Source organism: Pseudomonas sp. MMS21 TM103, from assembly GCF_022132145.1.
Lineage (GTDB): Bacteria > Pseudomonadota > Gammaproteobacteria > Pseudomonadales > Pseudomonadaceae > Aquipseudomonas.
The window spans coordinates 219,739-239,837 of record NZ_JAJISP010000005.1 but is presented as its reverse complement, the minus strand read 5'-3'; the positions used below and the strand labels follow the sequence as shown (position 1 = coordinate 239,837).

Below are 20,099 nucleotides of genomic sequence, written 5' to 3'. Positions count from 1 at the left end.
CCCTGGCTGCAGGGTCTTCCAATAAAAAAATGGGTTAAGCCACAATGACAATAAAACTCCGCCTTGCCATCAAATCAGTGCTTTGCATCAGCCTGGGCGTGACGGCTCCTGCCGCGTTCGCTGATTTTATCGACGATGCCAGTGGTAGTCTGGAAATGCGTAACTTCTATTTCAGCCGCGACTATCGTGATAGCACCGCCAAGCAGTCTAAGCGTGAAGAGTGGGCCCAGGGCTTCACCCTGCGCTTGCAGTCGGGTTTCACCGAGGGCACGGTCGGTTTCGGTCTAGATGCGATCGGTATGCTCGGCCTCAAGCTCGACTCCAGTCCGGATCATACCGGCAGCGGGTTGTTGCCGCGTGGTTCGGACAGGCGTGCCGAAGACAATTATTCCAAAGCTGCGCTGACTGCCAAGGCTCGTTTTGCGAAGAGCGAACTACGCCTCGGTGGCTTGAGCTCGACCCTGCCGTTGCTGGCCGCCAACAACAGTCGGCTGTTTCCGCAAACCTTTAATGGTGGTCAGCTGGTATCCAAGGATATTGACTCCCTAACCTTCACTCTTGGGCGGGTCGACTCGGTCAAACAGCGCGATTCCAGCGAATTTGAAGATCTGACCACCATGTCTCAGCAGGGCGCCTACTCCACCAAAGTCACCAGCGACAGCTACACATACGGCGGCGTGGATTATCAGGTACTGCCCAACCTAACCCTGAGCTATCACGCCAGTGAGTTGCAAGACTTCTACCGCCGTGACTTCGTCGGCCTCAAGTACAACCAGCCAATCGGGCCGGGCAAAGCCTTCGCTGAACTGCGCTACTTCGATGCCCGCGAAACCGGCGATGAGCTGCTTGGCGAGGTGGATAACCGCACCTTCAGCAGTCTGTTCGGTTACAGCATCAATGGCCACACATTCAGTGGCGGCTACCAGAAGGGTTACGGCGACACCGCCTACGCATATGTCGGTGGTAGCGACACTTACCTGTTCAGCGAAATGCAGGTAAGTACCTTTGCCCTGGCCAATGAACGCGTTTTGCATGCCCGCTATGACTACAACTTCGCCGAGTTGGGCGTGCCTGGGCTGACCTTTAGCCTGCGCTATGTCAAGGGTGATGAGGTTGACGTGAGTAATGTCGGCGGACCACGTGCGGCTCGGGTTCGTGCCGCTGGCGGCGAGGGGCATGAGTGGGAGCGCGCCACCGATATCACCTATGTGGTGCAATCCGGGGCGCTGAAGAACCTGTCGCTGCGTTGGAGGAACTCAACCAATCGCTCGAATTTTTCCGAGAGTGCCGACGAGCACCGGGTGATCGTCAGCTACGTACATAACTTCTAAATTGCGGTTCGGGCCCTGCGGGGTCCAGGATCCGACAGTGTGCAGAAACGCTTAGTGCCCTGGGGGCGCTATTGCGGTCAGGCTAAAACAACTACAAAAAGAGGCATCACTATGAAAGTTGCATTCAAATTCGCTGCAGTTGCCATTCTTTCGGCCAGTGCTTTCGCATCGGCGCATGCGGCCGACTACACCATGCGCCTGAGTCATCAACTGCCGGCCTCGCACCATGTCGCGAAGGCACTCGAGCAGTTTGCCGAAGACGTAAAAACCAACACCAGCGGCCAGGTTGAGGTTCAACTCTTCGGAGGTGAACAACTATTCAAAGGCACCCAGAACCATGCTGCTGTAGCTCGCGGTCAAGTTGAGGCCGCGTCAGTTGTGAGCTTGCTATGGGGCGGCACCGTGCCGGAAGTGCAGGTGTTCAGCATTCCTTACCTGATGACCTCACGTGAGAAGATCAATAATTTCTACGGTTCCGACGCCGCCAAGCTGTTGAATGAAAAATTGCAGCAAAAAGGCGTGACCAATATCGCTTGGCTGCTGGATGCAAATAACGCAACGTTTACCTCGCAGAAGCACCCACTGATCGCTCCCGAGGATTTCAAGGGTGTGAAGATCCGGGGGCTGAGCCGACTAAGTGACGTGGGCTTTATTGCCTTGGGGGCGGCACCATCCACCATGCCCGGCTCTGAGGTATATCAAGGTCTTCAGACTGGCGTTATTGACGCTGGTGTCAGTAGCGCCAGTGCGGTTTACGCCCGTCGCTATTACGAGGTACAGAAGTATGCGGTCGCAACTCCTTTGCTGACGGTGTTCCAAAACCTGATCGTCAACCCGCGCTGGTGGGCGTCACTGCCTGCTGATGTACAGGCCGGCGTGGCAAAGGCCGCGCAGAGCGCTGAGCAGACTTTGCTGCCTAAATCAGACGCAGTCGATCCAGAAGGCGTGGCCAAACTTGAGACGGTCGGCATGGTGGTGACTGTGCATACGCCCGAGCAAATTCAGGCATTGGAACGTGTGATGCAACCGCCTGTGATCGAGGAGTTTCAAAAGACCACAGCGGATGGGCAAAAGCTCATCGAGATGATCAAGCAACTCTGACCTGTTTTGCCGGGAGGAGGCGAGCGACTCAGGGCTGGCGCCAGGCGCTGGTTTGCGCCTCTTTCCATCATTCACCGAGGTGATGTCATGAATAGTAAGCAAGCCTATCTGAGCAACCATATGAGCGAGATCAATCCCCCAGTCTTCTGCCGGATCTTCAGCACAGTCGTCGGTGCGCTGTTCAGCGTTGCCATGGCGCTTTCCGCAGCTTGTGTGCTGGTGGCGCTGGCCCTGATCGGTTACTCGGTGGTGGTTCGCTACGTCGTCGGTCAGCCATCGCTTTGGATTGATGAAGTGGTGGGTTTTCTAGTGATCGGTGTTGTGATGTTTGGAGCCGCCTGCGCGTTACGCGAGGGCCGGCATATTGGCGTGGATCTGGTCACGGAATTGATGAGTTCGAGCGCTCAGCGTTGGGCGCAGATCTGGTCGATGTCTGTTGTTCTGATTCTCTCCGTGTTTCTGGTGGTGAACGGCTGGGAAGCAGCAATGTTTTCAAAGTCTATCGGCATGGTGACTCAGGGTTACCTGGAGTTGCCTATGTATCAGTTGCAGCTGCTGATCCCTCTGGGTGGCTGCCTGCTCACACTGGCCGCGGTGGATAGCCTGTTGCGCCTGGCATGCGGTGCGTCAGCATTCGTCACAACTGAAGAGGGGAAGCACTAATGCTCGCCATTTCCTTGTTGCTTTTAGGCCTGATTCTGCTGTTGCTCACAGGCTTGCCTATTTTTGCTGGTCTGTCTCTGTTTGGCGGACTGCTACTGCTCAGCGAACCCGGCGGATTGGCGATTGTCTCCGATATTGTCTTCGCCAAGACGGGGATGTATGTGTTGGTGGCCATCCCGTTGTTCGCTTACATGGCCCATGTAATGATCCGTGGGCGCATCGTTGATGATCTCTACAGCACAGCCTATACATTGACTCGGCATTTGCCGGGCGGGGTTGGCATTGCGACTATCGCAGCCTGCATGATTTTTTCGGCAATCTCTGGCTCAAGTGTAGCGACCGCACTGACCATCGGCGCGGTGGCAATTCCGCAGATGATTCGCTACGGATATGACCCGAAGATTGCCTACGGCCTGGTAGCCGCTGGCGGCACCCTGGGCATTCTGATTCCGCCGTCTGGGCCTATGATTCTTTACGGGGTGGCAACCGATACGTCGATCAGTGGGCTGTTTATGGCGGGGCTCTTGCCTGGATTTCTGCTGGCGGTGATTTTCTGCGTCTATTGCATGTTCCGTCAGCGCGGTACCAAGCGCGAGCAGCGTGCCAGCGCTGGTGAAATGTTTGTAGCGATTCGCAAGTCAGGTTGGGCCATCACGCTTCCTGGGCTGGTGCTGGGCGGTATGTATGCCGGTGTATTCACCGCAACTGAAGCTGCTGCGATTGGCGCCATATTGGCACTGATGATCGCTGGGCTGGCATATCGAAGCATCGGACTTCGTGATATATGGGCCTGCGCTATAGATGCCGCGCGGACGTCGGCCATGTTGTTCATGATCCTCGCTTCGGCAGCGGTGTTCAGTTATGCACTGACGAAGATGATGGTGCCACAGCAGATCGTCGACATGGTTACCCATCTAAATATGGGGCCTTTAGGTTTCATCCTGGCAATGATGGTGATGCTGTTCATCCTTGGGATGTTCCTCGAGTCAATCGCGATTATCCTCATTACATCACCGGTTATTTTGCCGGTTATGACGCACCTTGGCATTGATCCTATTTGGTATGGAGTCCTGCTCGTAATTAACCTGGAAATAGCGATGATTACGCCACCAGTCGGAATGAACCTGTTCACCATTAAAGCGGTTACCCATTCGCCCATGGGGCCGATTATTCGTGGCTCTTTTCCCTTCGTCCTACTGATGATGCTTGGGTTGGGTTTGGTTGTTGCGTTCCCCCAGATTGCGGTCTGGCTGCCGAATAGCATGATGAATACACCCTAAAGTGTTGTGCGCCTTGGGCCTGCCACACTCTGCTGGTTCTACAGTCGAGAGGCGCCCCCCTTTTCAATCGATAAAGTGACCCGCTTTTAGCAATCCCTAACAAGAAGAAAACACCATGAATTGGGCTTTCGTTCTTCAGCTTGCTTTGGCTGCACTCAGTGGCCAGCCACTCTCTAATCAATGCGTCGTATACGCGACACAATCCAGCTTAACCGACGATGTTAATTGGGTTTCATCGCGCGCTTGCACCGAGACATTGATGCCGGAGTACTGGTCATGTGGTTAAGAAAATTGAAACTCGCGCCGCGCTCTGCCCTGTGTTTCGGTTTGTTTGCGTTGTTGGTTATTTGCCTTGGTGGTTTTGCATTAAGACAGACCTCGCAACTGAACCATGCCACAAAGCAAATTGAGCAGTATGTCGTTCCTAGCAACAGGGCACTTGCATCTCTCGATAAACGATTCGTCGCTCTTCGCGGTGAGCATATTCGTTTGCGTAACCCTATCGAGTCAGACGAGCGCAAGGCGCAGGCGCTGAGCGAAATCAGGACGTCCAGAGAGCCTATGCAGATCCAGTTGGTGGGGCTGCGCGATTTGATGATCAGCAATGCGGCCCGCGCCGAACTGGAACAGGTTACGGCGAGCATCCAGGCAATGTCAGTGGTCGAGGACGACTATCTCGATAAATTGATGCGACTGGGGGACGAGCATCTCGAAGTCGTGCAGGCACGAGAGGCATTGAGAGCCGCTACGGATAAACTCGGCAGGGATTTCTCGCGCTTGGTTGAATTGAACGACACCATAGCCTCTGAAATTGGCCAGACGGCCAATGACATTTTTCACGAGACTGTCGTCTTGGTCAGCGCCGCCATTATTTTCTCGATCATCGCAGTCATAGCGCTGGCTTGGCTCTACGCCAGCAGCTTGCTAGCACCGTTGAGCGAAGCCTTACGCATCGCTCAACGGATAGCTGGCAACGATTTTAGCGAGGTCATCCATGTTGACGGTCGTGATGAGCCAGCCCTTTTGCTCAGTGCTTTAGCGACGATGCAGCAGAGCTTGCGTGAAGCATTGAATCAAATTGGTGATTCGTCTGCGCAGCTAGCAACGACCTCTAAACAACTCAATACAGTGACCGAGGATGCATCACGGTGTCTTCAGCGGCAGAACGATGAAATCGAAATGGCTGCCACGGCAGTCAATGAAATGAGTGCCGCGGTTGATGAGGTCGCCCTCAATGCAGCGTCTGCTGCCCAGGCCGCAGCACAGTCTGGGATTGCCACTAGTCACGGACGCAAGCAGGTCGATGCTACGGCCAGTGCTATTACCAATATGGTACTAAGCGTTCAATCGTCTTCGGACGACATTAAGGGCCTTGCCCTACAGGCTAATGACATTGGCAAGGTATTGGATGTAATAAGGGCAATAGCCGAACAGACGAACTTGCTCGCATTGAATGCTGCAATTGAGGCTGCTCGTGCCGGCGAAGCGGGCCGGGGTTTCGCCGTTGTAGCCGACGAGGTTCGAGCGTTGGCGCATCGTACCCAGCAATCGACGCATGAAATTGAGCAGATGGTTGCAACGATACAGATCGGCACAGACAAGGCTGTCATGTCTATGGAACGAACCAGTACTCAGGCGGGTGCTACCTTGCAATTGGCCCAAGCTGCCGGACTTGCCTTGGTGGAAATAACTGACTCAATCACACAAATCAATGACAGGAATCTGATGATTGCGGCTGCTACTGAGCAGCAGGCGCAGGTAGCCAGGGAAGTGGATAGAAACCTCATGAGCATTCGTGATTTGTCTTCACAGTCTGCGACTGGCTCACATCAGACATCTACGGCTAGCGGCGAGTTGTCACAACTGTCGGGCCAACTGCATCGACTGGTGCAGCGTTTCACCCTATAGCCGTATTTTAGCGCATTGATGTCTATCGATCAGACGCTTCTCTCTGAGGCGGTAGTTCGCTCGGAAAACCCCCAATGAGCGTACCGGGATGAGTAATCCGTCGATGAAAAAACGTTTTTGGCAAGTACTAAAAATTGGGGGATTACCCTGGAAGTTGCAGCTTTATGCCGACCGGAACGTTTTCCCGGTTGACGTCTCACTACACCCCAACCTCGGCGTTCGATCACCAGGGCCACGCCCTGACCACCACCGATGCGCAGGGTGGCCAGCCTTTTCTTGGCGTCGAGCATGAGCCTCTCGTTTTGCGGGGTCACCTGAATCCGGCAGCCGGAGCCACCGATCGGGTGGCCGATGGTGATGGCGCCCCGTTGACGTTGACGTCTTTTTTGAACGCCGGCTTGAGCTTGCCCAGAGATTCGGCGCGCGGATGTTCGTCGATGGCGAAGGCCAAGGGCTCGCCCTTGCGCTGGGGAATCATGATCGGGGTTATTTCGTCGGCGAAGCGTCCGGCCTCGATGGCGGCGCAGGCTTTCTGCTGCGAGGCGGCGGCGAAGGCGTTCTGCGCTTCGCGACTGATGCCGTACTTGTTCATCAGGTTCTCGGCGGCGATGTCCATTTGGTAGTCGTTGAAGGCGTCCCTCTGGCCGTCGGTGATCATGGTATCGATCGGATGGGAGTGGCCCATGCGCAGACTGATACGTGCGCCGGAAATCAGGTAGGGACCAGGCTCATGCTCTCCATGCCGCCGGCGATGATCGCCGCAGCGGATTGCCTAGGCATCCAGGTGCAGGGCTGTTAGGCCCGAGCCGCAGACCTTGTTCAGGGTCAGTGTCGGCGCCGCGTGGGGCAGGCCGGGTTTTTCCAGCAGGTGGCGGATCACCGCGACGTGCAGTTCGGGGGTGGCGATGCCAGCCAGCGAACCCTGGAAGCTGCCGGCGGTGGTGCGGGTGGCAGGGACTATGACGACTTCTTGCATGACGAACTTCCATACAAAAAAGGCGCGACACCGCCTTCCCGAGGAGTGTCGCGCCAACTGCCCGAAGGCAGAGCCGTGTAAAACACCAACAATTAAAAATGGGCTTACCAGCCTATCGGCTCACTACGCTTGTGGCGCTGTGTTGGTTCGCCCAACGTTCAGATCTGGATGGGGCGTGCCGTCATGGCTTCCAGTTCTTGCAGACTGACGCCGGGGGCCATCTCGACCAGTTTCAGGCCCGAATCAACAACATCCAGCACAGCCAAGTCGGTGATGATCCGATCGACCACACCAACACCTGTCAGCGGTAACTGACAAATCTTGTGAATTTTTGGGTTGCCATCCTTGGCGCAGTGCTCCATCAGCACTATCGAGCACGCAGAGCTCGGTGTTCAAAGTGCGGGCAACAGGGTGCCACGGCACTCGCCGAAACCAATGGAGGGGTAGCCTTCGCGGTGGCAGCGGGCGCGCATGATTACTTCATCGCCATCAGCGAGGAAGGTGCGTTGCTCGCCACTCGGCAGGCTCAGCGGCTGCTTGCCGCCGACGGTGCTCTCCAGCAAGCTGCCGAAGGCTTCAGACTGCGGGCCGGACAAGGTGCCGGAACCGAAGAGGTCACCCGGTTGCAGCTTGCAACCACCGACACTGTGGTGCGCGACCATTTGGGCCACGGTCCAGTACATGTTCAATGTGTTGCTCCGCGCCAAGCGCTGGGGCGGCAATCCCTGCTCGCGCATGGCGGCGGTGAGCAGCAGTACTTCCAACTCGATATCGATAGCACCAGTGGCCTGGTCTGCTTCGTCGAGCAAGTAGGGCAAGGGCTGCGGATCGCCTTCGGGGCGCGCAGGTTGGGTTTTGCGAAATGGCTCCAGGGCTTCGGCAGTAATCACCCAGGGCGATACGCTGCTGGCGAAGTTCTTCGACAGAAAAGGGCCAAGCGGCTGGTATTCCCAGGCCTGTACGTCACGCGCGGACCAGTCGTTCAGCAGGCAGAATCCTGCCACATGCTCGCTGGCCTGGCCGATGGCGATAGGCTCGCCCATTTCATTGCCCTGGCCGATCCAGATGCCCAGTTCCAGCTCGTAGTCCAGGCGCTTGCTCGGCCCGAAACTCGGGGTGTCCTGCCCCGGCGGCAAGGTCTGCCCGTTAGGGCGACGGACCGGGGTGTCGGATACACAAATGGTCGAGGCGCGGCCATGGTAGCCAATGGGTACATGTTTGTAGTTAGGTAACAAGGGGTTGTCCGGGCGGAACAACTTGCCGACGTTGTTGGCGTGGTGAATACCGACGTAAAAGTCGGTGTAGTCGCCGATACGCGCTGGCAGGTGCAACTGGCAAGCGTGCATGGGCACTAGCAGGGTTTCGCCCAGTGCCTGCATGGCTTCGCGCTGTTTGCTGCGCTCATCCAGCAGCTCCAGCAGTGCGCCGCGCAAGGCACGACGGGCGGCAGCGCCGAGGGCGAAGAAGTCGTTCAGCTGGGATCGACTGGCGGTTTCGGCGGCGGCGACGGCCGCGCCATGAAACAAGCCGGCATCCAGTGCAGCCTGAAGATCCAGGATCATCTCGCCGATAGCCACACCGCCCCGTGGCGACTTATTGGTGCTGCTGAAGATACCCAGAGGCAGATTCTGCAGCGGGAAGTCTGGGTGGTCATTAGCCGAAGCCAGCCAGCTGCGATGATTGCTATGCGTGGTCATTATCAGCGGCTCTCTTTGTTGAACGACTTGCGCATGCCAGTCCAGCATGCGTCGTAGTTGCCTTGCAGTTGCGGGCATTCGAGGGCATAGCGGGTCGGCCGTAGCACGGTGCTGGTCTCGAACATGAACGCCATGGTTTGCTCAATCTTACTTGGTGCAAGTTCCACCTCAATGGCTTTCTCGGTGGTGGCGTTGTCTGGGCCGTGGGCGCTCATGCAGTTGTGCAGTGAGGCGCCGCCTGGCGAGAAGCCATCGGCCTTGGCGTCGTAGCAACCTTCGATCAGTCCCATGAATTCGTTCATGAGGTTGCGGTGGAACCATGGTGGACGGAAGGTGTTTTCCGCCACCATCCAGCGTGGCGGAAAGATCACGAAGTCCACATTGGCCTGACCTTGTACTGCACCCGGGGAAGTAAGCACGGTGAAGATCGATGGATCCGGATGGTCGTAGCTCACCGTGCCGATGGTATTGAAGCGGCGCAGATCGTATTTGTACGGCACGTTGTTGCCGTGCCACGCGACAACGTCGAAGGGCGAGTGCTCAAGCTGGGTGATCCACAGCTCGCCGAGGAACTTCTGTACCAACTCAGTTGGCTCGTCAGTGTCTTGGTAATGGGCGACCGGGGCGACGAAGTCGCGCGGGTTGGCCAGGCCATTGCTGCCGATCGGGCCCAGGTCGGGCAGGCGTAGCGCGCAGCCGTGATTCTCGCAGATGTAACCACGGGCGCTGGCGTCGAGCAGTTCGACCCGGAACTTCATGCCACGTGGCAAAACGGCAATTTCCTGCGGCTCCAGATCCAGCAAGCCCAGCTCGGTAACGACGCGCAGGCGGCCTTGCTGCGGTACCAGCAACCATTCGCCGTCGGCATTGAAGAAGGCCCGCTCCATTGAGGTATTGGCGCGGTAGAGGTGGATGCTTATGCCACTGGCTTGATCTGCCGCAGCGGTGGCGGCGAGAGTGATCAGGCCATCGACAAAGTCGGTGGGAGCTTGAGGTATGTCGAAGGCATCCCAGCGCAGCCGGTTGGGGTTGATTGGGCCGAGCTCCTGGCCCGTGATCTGTTTACCCAGGCGCTGAAAATGAGGATGTGCAGCCGACGGATTGATCCGATAGAGCCAGGTACGGCGTGACTCTGTGCGCGGTACGGTAAATGCCGTGCCGGAGAGCAGTTCGGCATAAAGACCATAGGGGGCTATCTGTGGCGAGTTCTGGCCGACGGGCAAAGCACCTGGCAGGGCCTCGCTGCTGAATTCATTGCCAAACCCGGATTGATAGGTAAGGGGTAGGGAATCAGGTCGTGAAAACATATCGCCACCGTTGCGCGTAATTAGATTACGCATAACGTAATTTGTGTTGCGCCTGACGTCAAGCTATAAAGCAGCCTTCTTACAGTGGGTCAGGGCTAGTCATGGCAAAGGAAATCGAGACTCCCGTAGGTGCGCGGCGACAAAAAGTGCAGGCGGCCGAAGTCGGCACCGACATCCTCAAGGGGCTGGCCGAATTGGCCCCGGCCACATCATTGACGAAACTCGCCGAGCATGTAGGCATGCCCGCAAGCAAGGTGCATCGCTATCTTCAGGCGCTGATCGCCAGCGGGTTCGCCGAACAGGATGTGCTGACCAACCATTACGGTCTTGGCCGGGAGGCGCTGCTAGTCGGTTTGGCTGCCCTGGGTCGATTGGATGTGGTGAAGGTCGCTACGCCGCGCCTGATCGAGTTGCGCGATGCGCTCAACGAGACCTGTTTTTTGGCCGTATGGGGCAACAAGGGACCAACTGTTGTACACGTGGAGCAGGCGCTGGGGGCTGTGACCCTGGTGACCCAGATCGGCTCGGTATTGCCGTTACTAGGGTCGTCGACGGGACTCGTATTCAATGCGTTTCTTCCGGAGCCTGAGACTTCGAAAATTCGCGAACAAGAGGTGGGTAAAGCCAGCGCTGAGCGCTCAGCCGATTTGCACAAGCAAATGGCGTTGATTCGCAAAGCCGGGCTGCATCAGGTGCATGGCTTACTAATGCCGGGCGTGAATGCCCTCTCGGCACCGGTATTTGCCGCCGGTCACAGGCTGGCCGGCGTGATCACGGTGGTAGGGGCGGCCACTGCATTCAGGGCCGACGCTCAAGGCTCCGCAGCTGAATTATTGGTGCAGGCAGCACAGGCAATGAGTTCCAGAATGGGTGGCGTAGCTCCTTCGTAGCGTGCGCATAAAAAACGACAAGCCGGCTATGCCTGTTAGGCAATGGCTGGCTTGTCGTGAGGTAACCGAGTTAAGCGAAGCGCTTTAGTCTGTAGCAAGAACCCCGCGGCGGACTTGATCGCGTTCAATCGATTCGAAAAGGGCCTTGAAGTTGCCTTCACCGAAACCATCATCACCCTTGCGCTGGATGAACTCGAAGAACACCGGCCCCATCAGGGTTTCGGAGAAGATCTGCAGCAGCAGTCGGCGTTCACCGTCGTCTGAGGTTCCATCGAGCAATATGCCGCGTGATTGCAGTTCGTTTATAGGCTCGCCGTGTCCCGGCAGGCGCCCTTCAAGCATTTCGTAATACGTGGCGGGTGGCGCGGTCATGAAGCGCATGCCGAGCGATTTGAGATGATCCCAGGTGCTCAGCAAGTCGTCGCTGAAGAACGCAACATGTTGAATGCCTTCGCCATTGAACTGCATCAAGAACTCTTCGATCTGTCCTGCACCCTTGGACGACTCTTCGTTCAGCGGGATGCGGATCATGCCGTCCGGTGCCGTCATGGCCTTGGAAGTCAGACCGGTGTATTCGCCTTTGATGTCGAAATAGCGAATCTCGCGGAAATTGAACAGCTTCTCGTAGAAGTCCGCCCAGTAGGCCATGCGCCCGCGGTACACGTTGTGGGTCAGGTGGTCGATGAGTTTCAGACCGGCGCCTTTGGGGTGACGATCAACGCCCTCGATAAAAGTGAAGTCGATGTCGTAGATCGAGGTTCCCTCGCCAAAGCGATCGATCAGGTACAGCGGCGCTCCGCCAATGCCCTTGATTGCTGGCAGACGCAACTCCATCGGGCCGGTGGCGATCTCGACAGGCTGTGCGCCTAATTCAAGCGCTCGTGCATAGGCTTTCTGAGCATCCTTGACGCGAAAGGCCATGCCGCATACAGACGGACCATGTTCTGCGGCGAAGTACGATGCAACGCTCGTTGGCTCGTTGTTCAGGATGAGGTTGATCTCGCCTTGGCGGTAAAGGGAGACGTTTTTCGAGCGATGGTTGGCCACTTTGCTGAAGCCCATCATCTCGAAGACAGGTTCAAGTGCATTCGGTGTAGGCGAGGCGAATTCAATGAACTCAAAGCCCATCAGGCCCATAGGGTTTTCAAATAGATCAGCCATTTTTGGCTCCTTTAATTCGAGTGGTGGAAGGCGTGTCAGCGGTCTAAGCCTTCTTTGGCGGAGCACAGGAAACACCCCGGACGCTGCGCGCCAGGAAGTCTCCAAAAATGAGTTGAAACCCCAGTACCTTCATCTGCTCACACAGGTTTGTCTGATTGCGCGTCGGGATGAGCTTTCAGGATTGCCGGGTGCTGCAGTCCCAATTTCTCTACGCGAAGAATCTTCGGATAGGCGGTGAGCTCGACCTTGAAGCGGCGCGCGGCATAGACCTGCGGCAGCAGGTATACATCAGCCAAGCCCGGCTCCTGAAAGCAGAACCTATGTTCGCCGATCAGTGCCTCGACCGCAGTGAAACCTTCGTGGATCCAGTGCGCAATCCAGGCCATGACCTCGGCTTCCTCGACCTGCAACTGACGCAGGCGGTTGAGGACCGCGACGTTGTGCAAGGGGTGGATATCGCAACCTATCAGTGCTGCAACACTGCGTTGCTTGGCCCGCTCGAATGGGTTGTTTGGCAGCAATGGGTATTGCGGGTAACGCTCCTCCAAGTATTCGATGATGGCTGGCGACTGGATAACGATGTCGCCGGCATCTGTACGCAGAGCAGGTACTCGGCCTTGCGGATTGAGCTCCCTGTATGCGGGCTGGCGGTGCTCGCCACCGTTGCTGAGCAGGTTGACCGGTACAGCGTTGTAATCCAGCCCTTTAAGGCCCAGCGCAATACGCACCCGGTAAGATGACGTTGAGCGGTAGTAGGTGTAGAGATTCATTGCGCTAACCGTGATTATTTGCGTAATTAGTTTACGTTTAGCGTAATTTGCTAGATAGGGGATGAGGTGTCAAGGGTATAGGCGATGTTTGGAGGTGCTCAGATGCGCTGTCACACTACACCGATTGGACTATTGGTCATGTGCACGCCGGTGCCCTGGGCTTGGTGGCGATGAGCACCTTCGGCTCGCTCTACCTACCCCCTTATTCCCAGAGTGTTCGGCCGCGCGGATGTTCAGCATCGCCCTAATCAACGCGCACTTCTGGCTGGCCTCCATCGTAACCGTGCTTTACATCGCCTCAATGTGGGTCAATGGCTGGCATCGCCCATTTTGGATTTTTGTGCAAATCCAAGGTAGTTCTGTTTATGGAGCCAGGGCGCTGGCTGCCGGCGCCCTTCGAGTTCCCCCGCCGGCCTGGTCGAACGGGGGCTCCTCTTGGTGCGGCCAGCGCTTGTGACGCTGGGAGCGAAAACGGCGTTAGCCGTTATTCACATCGTTGACCGACATTGGGGAGCCGAGCTCACAGCTCCAGAGTTCCAACGCCGGCCGGGTCGCTTGTGGCGGGCCGAGCCAGTCGCTCATTGAGCGACAACGCTGGTTGAAATACAGTTGGTAATCCCCTGCCTCGGGGGTTCGCCCCAAGCGCAGCGGTTGCAGGGCGCTAGCTGGCGTTGGTAGTGCCAGCTGCCCTCACGCATTTCGGAATCGGCAGGGATTTCCATGCCGGCACCAGACCACTTGATCCGCGCCTCGCCGAGCAACAAGCCCTCTGGCGTAACGCGGTAATCTTCTTCCACGCGTACTTTCTCAATGGTGTGCGTCCAGGCCAGGTGAAGGCCGGTACGGGCAGCTCAGCCCACACCACCCCGGCCAGGCCCATGCACAGTCCGATCACGCCATCGTCGCCTGGGCACGCCGGCCACGCCAAAAGTGCTGAGCGAGGTGCTGAGGATGATGCGTGCCAGGTTGCTCTGTGCCGCTGGGAGAGGGCGGCTGCGTATGAACGACTACAGTTGCGAATGCTCGCCCTCACTCAATACCAATTCGGCTTTCGGCCTGACCTCTACTTTTGGCGAGTGCTAAAAATGGGGGGATTACCGGCTTGCTATTGAGCTTGATATTGGAGCAGGTGATCCTGCAGGATCCAAGCTTTGGGCTACGTGGCGGTGTGAAACCAAAGCGTCGTTTACAAACCATCTTCTGGCAACAAATCCCGTGACGTGTGATTCAGAGCCTCGGCCGGGTAATTGAGGTAGATGTTGGAACGCGTAGCAGCCCAGCCCGGTGAGTGGTTCGATCAAGTACCCGGGCCGGCTTGGGCTCTGCGCTATTCTCCTGTGTTGCCGCTGTCTGCGGCCACTGAAGACCGGAAGGGTAGGTGCTTGTCTCTCCTTGCGGAAGAGCCGTGTCGCAGGGGTTTTCTCAGCCTCAACCCGCGACGTTTCGGTTGCCTCGATCTGCTCTTTACAATGGCGGGCTGAATCGCCGCATTGCATCGAGTTGCTGTCCGAGACGCAACTAAGCGCGAGCATCGTTGCCCTTGCTGAGGCGGTGGAGCCTGTATTTTGTTAACGTATCCGTAAGTATTGGCCCGTTCTGCTCGAGGGGCGGGGCGCTCTAGCGCGGACAGCTAGCACCGTGCGCCAACGAGCTTTGACTATAAGGAAATGGCATGACCAGTGATGAGCTTTATGTCTCCGTCGACGTCGAAACTTCCGGGCCGGTGCCGGGCATTTATAGCCTGCTTTCAATCGGGGCCTGTCTTGTTGCAGAACCTGCCAATTCTATTTATCTCGAGCTTCAGCCTGATGGTTCAAAGCATGATCCAGAGGCAGTGGCCGTGACAGGCCTTGATCTGAAAAGGCTGGAAAGCGAGGGGCTTAGTCCGCAGGTAGCGATGCTCAAACTTGAGCAATGGCTAACCCAGGCATGCCCAGCAGGGCAGAAAGCCATTTTCGTAGGCCTTAATGCTCCATTCGACTGGTCATTCATCAACTACTACTTCCACAAGTATGTTGGGGCAAACCCCTTTGGGTTCACTGCAGTCGACATAAAGGCGTATTACATGGGGGCTACGGGCTGCCGCTGGAAGGAAACTAAATCCTCCCTAATGACAGCTCGGCTCAAGCCCCAAAGCTCACCGAACCATAACGCATTAGACGACGCACGATTTCAGGCAGAGCTATTCGCGCTAATGCTGGCAGAGGGGCGCAATCGCTAATCTGGCCTGTTATCCCTGACAGCTTCAACATAGCGCCCCTCCCTGAAAGACCAAGCCTTTATGCCTTCAGGGCTGTTGGTGTTGCCCACGATGATTGCCATTGGATGTGGCAGATCCCGTGTGTAGCGCGCAGCAAACCTGGAAAAACTCCCGATATCGGTCGGGGAGATCATGGGAATGCTTTGCGGATGTGTATGCCAGTAACCCACCAGGCGGAGCCCTTCAGCGTTGGCACGCTCTATCTCATCCCGGCAGCGGCGGGCATTCAATTCCAGCCAAGTCCTTCCAGCCCGATCGTCTCCATGAGGGGGCGTGGCCAAGGCAAGCACCAATCCGGTTGAGCTAGAAGGGTCTACAAATAGCTGTCCCCCACGCTCCACATCAAACTTCCGTTGGCAATAGCGCTCTAGCAGGCTCGCGACGTCCTGCGATACCAACAGATGAGTGTCCACCCCAGGCCAGCCCCATCGCCAGGCAATTGCCGTCATTGAGCTTTCTCCATTTGCGCCGGCCAACCTCGCTCCAACTGGGCCTGCTGCATTCCAGCAGGTAACTCAGGCCCAAGGTACTTCCCTCCCAGAGTCGCCACATCGTGGGGTCTGTTGATGCTGCTGACCCAGACCGGACTTTCGATGTCACCACTCAATGCCCGTAACGCAGCTTGAGAAACCATAGAAGCAATGTTCACCATCCCCAGAGAACCTCCTGGGATGAAACTCTCTCCGCAGGCGGGAAGGGCGATGACGCCGCCTCCCGGCCATTCGGTGAACTTATGCCTAAAATCACCGTTCTCCATGAACATGTCTCGGGCATCGAATGCACCAGATGGGGCAAGCAGCACGTGTCCCACCTGCGTATGTGGCTCACTCCAGGCCTGGAGTAGGCACCATGAGGTGCCATTCGACTTGGATCTCCAGAGAGCCACCTCCGATGGCCAATCAGCAGTGGTGACCACCACCAAATCCGCTTGTTCGAATACCTCGGGATTCTTGTACATCACCACTTCAGCGAAGGTTGAGAATGCAGCGACCTCTGTGGTGGGTAAGTCTTTGCGGATTCGCTCGTGGAGCGCTTCGGCCTTTGCCCGCCCTAAGTCATCTGCCCCGAGAACATGCCTGCCAAGATTTGCCGACACCAGTTGGTCGTGATCAATGAGTGTCAGATGCCCAACCCCCGAGCGTGCCAACTGCAGGGCAACCGTACTACCCAGCGAGCCCACCCCGACACAAACTACGCGAGCACTTTCCAGGCTCTGGGCCACACCGCTGAGGTCGCGGGATAAAATCTCGGTCCGATCCAGCACGTCCAGTGTCGTTGCGCGGATGAGAACAGGGGAATAAGTGACCGCAACTGCTGGCCGGCGTCGCGCTGATCGCAAATAAAACTTTGACCCGCGATCCAGCTGAGGGCCGTGGGTGCGCACGTTGAGACAGTAGATCGGGGTACTGGCGTCTCCAGGAAGCTTCAAGGCGATCCAGCGGTTAGTTAGCGAACCTCGCTCATTGAACCAGGCCAACAGCTGCGCGCAATCATCGGGATCAAGATGAGGAGCGAGCCATGCGAGCAATAGTTCAGGGGCTGGAATGCGTAGATCTGGATAGCTTTGAAGCTTTGCATAGAAGCCAGGTGCCTCCGGCGCGCGCATGATCGGGGATCGGCCAATCGTTCGTGTGCAGTGCCTTTTTAGTGATGACACATCTGTCGCTAACCAGACTGTTTCTTGGCCAGACGGCAAAGCTTGGCGAGGATCACTTAAGGCAAATAGCCTTGAGGCCGCCTGAGGACGGTCCAGAAGGATGAGGTTCTGTAGCGATAGGCCGTGCTGTCTGGACCAGTAGGACGTGATTTCGCGTTGAAATTCGGCATCCCGAACAGCCGCGCATGATCCCATCCTGGACAAGTTCACGATCTTGCCTAATCGAGAGAAGCTATCTGCCACGACAGACTCAGGAGAGCCCATCACCGGGCGTTCCTGAAAGCCATGCAGGCACAGCCCAACTTCCATGGCGTGGGGCCATATAAGCCACGGCGAGGGCTCGACAATGAGCCTTAAGCCTGCGCGGGGAAAATTCGTCGGAAAGCTGATGCGCAGCCGCCGCTCTGTCCCCGTGTAGTCAACTGGCAGAGGAAAATAGTAGCTCGAAGCTTCGTCAGCCCGCGTGGGGGCAGGCTGAAGAAGTGCAAGTGCAGCGTCTTCACCGAGAGCGCCTCGCAGCGCGGCTATGCCCCGCTGCAGAAGCGTGTTTGCCTGATCAACCAAGACGCTCAACCGGCTTCACGTCCTCCTGAGAACTCGCTGTCCCACTGACACCTCCAAACAGTGCGCCCATTGACGTAGAGTTTCGGGTGGTTCCGTCCGAGCGGCCAGGCATCGTCCAGTTGGACGGAATTTCGCTGTTCACTGCCGAGATGAACGCTGGGCTCATGCCAAAGTTTTCCTTAACTGCCTTGGCAAAAGCCTCCGCGGAATCGAAGCTCTCAAGCCCCAAAGACACAGATGCGCTGGCATTCGAGTGCCAGTCTTGGAAAGCCCGACGGTAGCGATGCCCCTCACTCGGTCTATTCCATTTCTCAGCGAAGTTTTCACCGCTGTCTGCTGGGTTGCAGACCAAGCATTCGTTCCCCCGGTGTTTGACGTGATCCGGCATCCTCCGGACGATCTCGAGGATCGCATCCAGCGGGCTTAGCGGTTTCGACTGAGACTCTTTCGCCACGTCAAGGTAGGCGTGAGTGGCGAGTGTTGTGATGACTGCCGAAATAGGTCGGCAGTCCTCATTCTTCGTTCTGATGGCCCACTCATCACGATGCCGCTTCAGCAGCTTGATCGTTGCCCGAAGTGGGTCTTGATCGAGATACTCCTCATACTGAGGCAACGGATCCTGAGTGGCGGCATCAACGGTGCGCTGACTTTTCGCGACAGCCAGATGCTCCTCCAAGGAAATCGTCTGGGTTGAAGCGACCTGCAACCAATTGGAGTAGGGGATGGGGCTGCTCGCCTTCCATCCTGTCTCCCGGTCTGGAACTTCCAGCTTACCTTCGCCATTGCCTTGAGAGTTCCCATTGATGGCACGCGCTGGCGTGACATCGATATGGAATCCGGGGTTTTCGTCGGCATAGACGATCCGAATGCCGCGACGCAGCGGCTTGATTTCTTCCTGTACACGGCTACCAGCCCTGAATCGCTCCTCGATAGCATCCAGGACTTCTTGAGCTCCCGCCCCCTGGGCATGTGGAAGCCAAATGATGGCGTCCGCATCGATGGTGTCCAAATCTTCGGGAGCGCCAGAAACGGGTTTGATCGTCGTTTTCAGGCGCATGGAGCCCTGAACAAAAATATGCGCCTCCGCCAGTAGCAGATTGTCGGATGCAGAAAGGATCTTCTCCAACTGGGAGTATCGATCGTTGATCTTCTCGTACTGTGCTTCCGACAGTGAGATCTCCCTTGCTGCGCGGAGCAGAAAGTGTTCCCAACTCCCTCGCTTGGTCTGTTCATTGCTCATGGACATCAACGGACCTCCTGGGCCTGAAGGCCCAACTGTAGTGTTGGCGCGAACCTGTTTTGGTTGTCTTTATCTCGATCGAAAATCAGGTAAGGATGCTGGTGTTGCGTGGTAAGCAAGGCACCGAACTCAATCGCCAAAGCAGCTGGAATCGCCGCGAACACATGAATTGTGTCCGCCGTCGCGGCCTCAAGTCGGCTCAAGTGCATTTGTAGGGCGTCGCGAAAAGCGTGAATCACGCGACGGTTCTGAACCATCGCGTAACTGGGTTCTGGGATGCTTAGCTCTGCGATACGTGCGCCAGGTAGTGCCTCCTCGACGTCGCGAAGCGGGACCTGAGCGGAGATAGACAGTACCAGTGCAAGCGGGCCATCCCCAGCCGCCGGGGGGGTGAACAAAAACTCCGGCGGCTCAGCTGACTGATTAGGCCAACGTAGTTGATGCTCGCGATTGAAGGAAAAGAGCAGGCGTTTAGAGCGGTCGCCTATAGCCTGTCCCAATAGCATTAGCGCTGGGATATCAGCCACACCCACGACAGCCAGCGCAGGCGTGTCGCCATAAGTACCCCCACGGCGTTTCAGTTGCTGCTCCAGGTCGTGCTGGATGTCGTCCTTGATTTTCTGCCAATAGAACGCCTCCCTGCCACGAGGTCCGGGAGGCGGGAAAGTGATCTTGATGGGATGGTCGAAGGCCGTTAGTCCCTCGGAAGACATTGCAGTCAGCAGATCGCGAACGGAAATGTCATTGCTCGTCGCGAAGTGCTGGCTCTGAACGATTACGGGAATTGCCCGCCCGCCATCGGGCGTTGTAGCCGCGAGGCGGATGCGTTCGAGGTAGGCCTGGTGCAGGCCACTCAAGTCATTTTCCGGGTAGCCATCCGCGTCACGATCAATCTTGTCGTGGCAGCCCGGGCACAGGAGCATGAGGTTGGCGCAGTCGTTCGTGAGCCCCTGCGCCTTTGCTTCGTCATGAGCCTCACGCCCTCGCGGGCCTTGGGGGCTGGCCGGTAGGATGTGGGCAACCTCACCCCACCTCATCGGCTTGCCTGCGCGATAGTCGAACGTGAGATCGGTGCCGCATAGCTCGCAGTGGCCGGCAGCCTGAGTCCAGACGATTCGTTTCGTTTCGTCGTTGGTGTTGTAGCGCCCATTTACGGGCTTGAGCTTTCCTTGTTCGTCCAATTCGGCGTACCCCTGGTACATCGATATTCTTGGCTTGCAATGGCCAAACGGAATCAAACTTAGGTGGTTAGCTCCAAGGGGAGGGTTACGACAGCTTTTCCCCAAAGCGGAAC

General features: G+C 57.0%; 15 protein-coding genes and 5 pseudogenes. 9 read left to right on the top strand and 11 right to left on the bottom strand.

The window, feature by feature from the left end; all coding sequences use genetic code 11:
• Positions 1 to 44 precede the first annotated feature (44 nt).
• The 6 genes and pseudogenes from LJY18_RS16545 to LJY18_RS22765 all read left to right on the top strand — a co-directional run bounded on the left by LJY18_RS16545 (position 45) and on the right by LJY18_RS22765 (position 6,283).
• Positions 45 to 1,331, top strand: coding sequence for an OprD family porin (locus LJY18_RS16545; protein ID WP_238042892.1), 1,287 nt, complete (start codon positions 45 to 47; stop codon positions 1,329 to 1,331).
• Between the two features lie 111 nt (positions 1,332 to 1,442).
• Entirely contained in the window at positions 1,443 to 2,432 is a 990-nt protein-coding gene (gene dctP, locus LJY18_RS16540; protein ID WP_238042891.1) for a TRAP transporter substrate-binding protein DctP, read from the top strand.
• 87 nt (positions 2,433 to 2,519) lie between these two features.
• Complete coding sequence (locus LJY18_RS16535) at positions 2,520 to 3,095, top strand: TRAP transporter small permease (RefSeq protein ID WP_238042890.1); 576 nt, start codon at positions 2,520 to 2,522, stop codon at positions 3,093 to 3,095.
• Positions 3,095 to 4,375 carry a TRAP transporter large permease gene (locus LJY18_RS16530; RefSeq protein ID WP_238042889.1) on the top strand — a complete coding sequence of 427 codons (1,281 nt, stop codon included), beginning with the start codon at positions 3,095 to 3,097 and terminating at the stop codon, positions 4,373 to 4,375. The genes LJY18_RS16535 and LJY18_RS16530 overlap by 1 nt, the downstream gene beginning before the upstream one ends.
• 276 nt (positions 4,376 to 4,651) lie before the next feature.
• Positions 4,652 to 5,428 (top strand): annotated as a pseudogene (locus LJY18_RS22770) (MCP four helix bundle domain-containing protein); the annotation flags it as partial.
• Positions 5,420 to 6,283, top strand: a complete 864-nt coding sequence (locus LJY18_RS22765; RefSeq protein ID WP_442964500.1) for a methyl-accepting chemotaxis protein — start codon at positions 5,420 to 5,422, stop codon at positions 6,281 to 6,283. The pseudogene LJY18_RS22770 and the gene LJY18_RS22765, both read left to right, overlap by 9 nt.
• A gap of 215 nt (positions 6,284 to 6,498) precedes the next feature.
• Here LJY18_RS22765 and LJY18_RS16520 read toward each other — a convergent pair.
• From LJY18_RS16520 to hmgA, 4 genes and pseudogenes are all read right to left on the bottom strand, one after another.
• A pseudogene (locus tag LJY18_RS16520) lies at positions 6,499 to 7,259 on the bottom strand (hypothetical protein); the annotation flags it as partial.
• Positions 7,260 to 7,417: 158 nt separating this feature from the next.
• Positions 7,418 to 7,630 (bottom strand): annotated as a pseudogene (locus tag LJY18_RS16515) (CoA-transferase); the annotation flags it as partial.
• 21 nt (positions 7,631 to 7,651) lie between these two features.
• On the bottom strand, positions 7,652 to 8,956 hold the full coding sequence (gene fahA / locus LJY18_RS16510; protein WP_238042887.1) for a fumarylacetoacetase: 1,305 nt from the start codon (positions 8,954 to 8,956) through the stop codon (positions 7,652 to 7,654).
• Positions 8,957 to 8,958: 2 nt separating this feature from the next.
• Positions 8,959 to 10,263, bottom strand: coding sequence for a homogentisate 1,2-dioxygenase (hmgA, locus tag LJY18_RS16505; RefSeq protein ID WP_238042886.1), 1,305 nt, complete (start codon positions 10,261 to 10,263; stop codon positions 8,959 to 8,961).
• Between the two features lie 101 nt (positions 10,264 to 10,364).
• Here hmgA and LJY18_RS16500 point away from each other — a divergent pair, with 101 nt between their 5' ends.
• The gene (locus LJY18_RS16500; protein ID WP_238042885.1) at positions 10,365 to 11,153 is read left to right on the top strand and encodes an IclR family transcriptional regulator; all 789 of its coding nucleotides are present in this window, start codon (positions 10,365 to 10,367) and stop codon (positions 11,151 to 11,153) included.
• An 84-nt stretch (positions 11,154 to 11,237) separates the two neighbouring features.
• Here LJY18_RS16500 and hppD read toward each other — a convergent pair whose 3' ends face one another.
• Together hppD and maiA are read right to left on the bottom strand one after the other, a co-directional pair.
• Positions 11,238 to 12,314, bottom strand: a complete 1,077-nt coding sequence (gene hppD, locus LJY18_RS16495; RefSeq protein ID WP_238042884.1) for a 4-hydroxyphenylpyruvate dioxygenase — start codon at positions 12,312 to 12,314, stop codon at positions 11,238 to 11,240.
• Positions 12,315 to 12,451: 137 nt separating this feature from the next.
• Positions 12,452 to 13,084: a maleylacetoacetate isomerase gene (gene maiA, locus LJY18_RS16490; protein WP_238042883.1), complete on the bottom strand. Its 633-nt coding sequence runs from the start codon at positions 13,082 to 13,084 to the stop codon at positions 12,452 to 12,454.
• A 101-nt stretch (positions 13,085 to 13,185) separates the two neighbouring features.
• Between maiA and LJY18_RS16485 the strand changes: the two are divergent.
• Positions 13,186 to 13,451, top strand: a pseudogene (locus LJY18_RS16485) (cbb3-type cytochrome c oxidase subunit I); the annotation flags it as partial.
• A gap of 110 nt (positions 13,452 to 13,561) precedes the next feature.
• Here the strand turns inward: LJY18_RS16485 and LJY18_RS16480 are convergent.
• Positions 13,562 to 13,979 (bottom strand): annotated as a pseudogene (locus tag LJY18_RS16480) (DUF1850 domain-containing protein).
• A gap of 777 nt (positions 13,980 to 14,756) precedes the next feature.
• Here LJY18_RS16480 and LJY18_RS16475 point away from each other — a divergent pair.
• The gene (locus LJY18_RS16475) at positions 14,757 to 15,305 is read left to right on the top strand and encodes a 3'-5' exonuclease (RefSeq protein ID WP_238042882.1); all 549 of its coding nucleotides are present in this window, start codon (positions 14,757 to 14,759) and stop codon (positions 15,303 to 15,305) included.
• Here the strand turns inward: LJY18_RS16475 and LJY18_RS16470 are convergent.
• From LJY18_RS16470 to LJY18_RS16455, 4 genes are all read right to left on the bottom strand, one after another.
• On the bottom strand, positions 15,302 to 15,793 hold the full coding sequence (locus LJY18_RS16470) for a Mov34/MPN/PAD-1 family protein (RefSeq protein ID WP_238042881.1): 492 nt from the start codon (positions 15,791 to 15,793) through the stop codon (positions 15,302 to 15,304). The two genes, LJY18_RS16475 and LJY18_RS16470, sit on opposite strands and share 4 nt — an antisense overlap.
• Positions 15,790 to 17,265 (bottom strand): ThiF family adenylyltransferase, encoded by a 1,476-nt coding sequence (locus LJY18_RS16465; protein WP_330872775.1) that lies wholly within the window; start codon positions 17,263 to 17,265, stop codon positions 15,790 to 15,792. Before LJY18_RS16465 ends, LJY18_RS16470 begins: the two co-directional genes overlap by 4 nt.
• A gap of 292 nt (positions 17,266 to 17,557) precedes the next feature.
• A complete protein-coding gene (locus LJY18_RS16460) occupies positions 17,558 to 18,811 on the bottom strand; it encodes a nucleotidyltransferase domain-containing protein (RefSeq protein ID WP_238042879.1) in 1,254 nt (417 codons plus the stop codon).
• The gene (locus LJY18_RS16455; protein WP_238042878.1) at positions 18,811 to 20,007 is read right to left on the bottom strand and encodes an SAVED domain-containing protein; all 1,197 of its coding nucleotides are present in this window, start codon (positions 20,005 to 20,007) and stop codon (positions 18,811 to 18,813) included. The genes LJY18_RS16460 and LJY18_RS16455 overlap by 1 nt, the downstream gene beginning before the upstream one ends.
• Positions 20,008 to 20,099 lie beyond the last annotated feature (92 nt).